This is a genomic window from Alishewanella jeotgali KCTC 22429, assembly GCF_000245735.1.
Classification (GTDB): Bacteria; Pseudomonadota; Gammaproteobacteria; order Enterobacterales; family Alteromonadaceae; genus Alishewanella; species Alishewanella jeotgali.
On sequence record NZ_AHTH01000014.1, the window covers coordinates 1 to 1,479 of the forward strand.

At 46.5% G+C, this 1,479-nt stretch carries 2 protein-coding genes; both read right to left on the reverse strand.

Annotated elements, in window-relative coordinates; translation table 11 throughout:
• Nucleotides 1-304 (reverse strand): group I intron-associated PD-(D/E)XK endonuclease (locus AJE_RS06615; RefSeq protein WP_008950190.1); only part of this gene is annotated, 304 nt, incomplete at its 3' end.
• 10 nt (nucleotides 305-314) lie between these two features.
• The gene (locus tag AJE_RS06620) at nucleotides 315-1,145 is read right to left on the reverse strand and encodes a restriction endonuclease (RefSeq protein ID WP_039928179.1); all 831 of its coding nucleotides are present in this window, start codon (nucleotides 1,143-1,145) and stop codon (nucleotides 315-317) included.
• Nucleotides 1,146-1,479: the final 334 nt, after the last annotated feature.

The following is a 1,479-nucleotide window of genomic DNA, read 5'->3' on the forward strand; positions in this document are numbered from 1 at the left end:
AGCCTAATTGCATGGTGGTTTCATCAAAGAAAATCCATAACACGCAGCCCGATGGCTTATTAGCAAGGGCAATATGAACCTTCTGATATAAGGCTTTGGCATCCAACTTCGCTGTTTTTAGCTGAATATGGCGCAGAATACCATTCTCTTCGGCAATAAGGTCGTAACCTTGGTTATCAACTTCGGGTTTAGAAATTTCGATGCTGCATGCGCCAGTTGACCAGGATAATTTAAGAAGTTCACCGATAAACAAATGTTCAATAAGCTTTTCGCGATAAGAGGATTTGAGATAGTGCTGTTCCATGCTTTGATCCCTATATGGCTTCTCTTGTACCGCGACAAGAGGGATAACGTATGCAGCCATAAAACTGATTGCCTGCGTTAGGGCCTTTTTTTGCCGTACGCAGTACCATGTCACTATTGCATACCGGACACTGAATCGCCGAAGAAACAGAGCTAATTACCTGCCTTTCTTGCAATGCTTCGCGGCCTTGTATTGAGCTGACTAACAGCCTGCCATCAACCAACTGGATATTTTTGCCATTGGCAAAGGTTTGCGCTTCATCTGTAAACTGGCCGGAGGTAACCACAAAAGCACCAGCAGCGTGCTCTGCCACCATTACACCGTAAAGCTCGCGCACCACGTTTACCGGTACCTTACCGGCTTTCCAGTGTTTGCATTGCACCAGGTAGGTTTTGTAGTCGCTTCCCGTTAGATGTAAGTCGATACCGCCATCTGCACCTTGCGCAGTTTCCGAAACTTTATAGCCTTTTTCACGGAAAAATTGGCCGACCAGCATTTCAAACTCCCTCCAGCTAATCGCTGCAAACGGATCTCGCTGTGTTGCTGAATCGAGCCGGACATTATTCAGCAGTTTTTCTCTTTTCGCCTTTGCCTGCAGGGATGCCACAGCGCCAGAGATGAAAATTGCTGGAAGTAAGTATCTGCCCCAGTAAGCAAAGTAATAGGTAAGTGACCCGGTGACATGCGCCATAGGATTTTTCGGATCAATTACCGGCATTACCGCCAGACTATCGAGATAAAAATAGAATCCGATTGCCATGGATATACTAAGCCACCAGGGAAGGAAACTGGCGATGCCAAAAAGATCTTCAACTAGGGTGGATTTACGACGTCTGCCCATCAGCGATTACCAAAAGACCTGACATCAAACGTCAAAGGCATAGCCAAAACAATGAGTTTTTCCTTATCTTTCAATTTCGTTATCCTTAACTGCAAACATCGTTTGTACCGACTTTAAAGCAGCGTGATTTCCTTTGCAACGTCTAGTAACAAGCGTTAAAGCAACCGATTAAACGCCGGCTCTTCAAAATAAGCATAATCGCCCAACTGCAAAGCCTGCTGGCGGCGCGCCTGGGCTGAGGGTTTGCGCTCGGCAATGCTGATACCAAACACTTCCAGGTGCACCTTTTCCATTAGTTGCTGCACTTGCTGGCGGCTGCATAGCTGCAATAGCT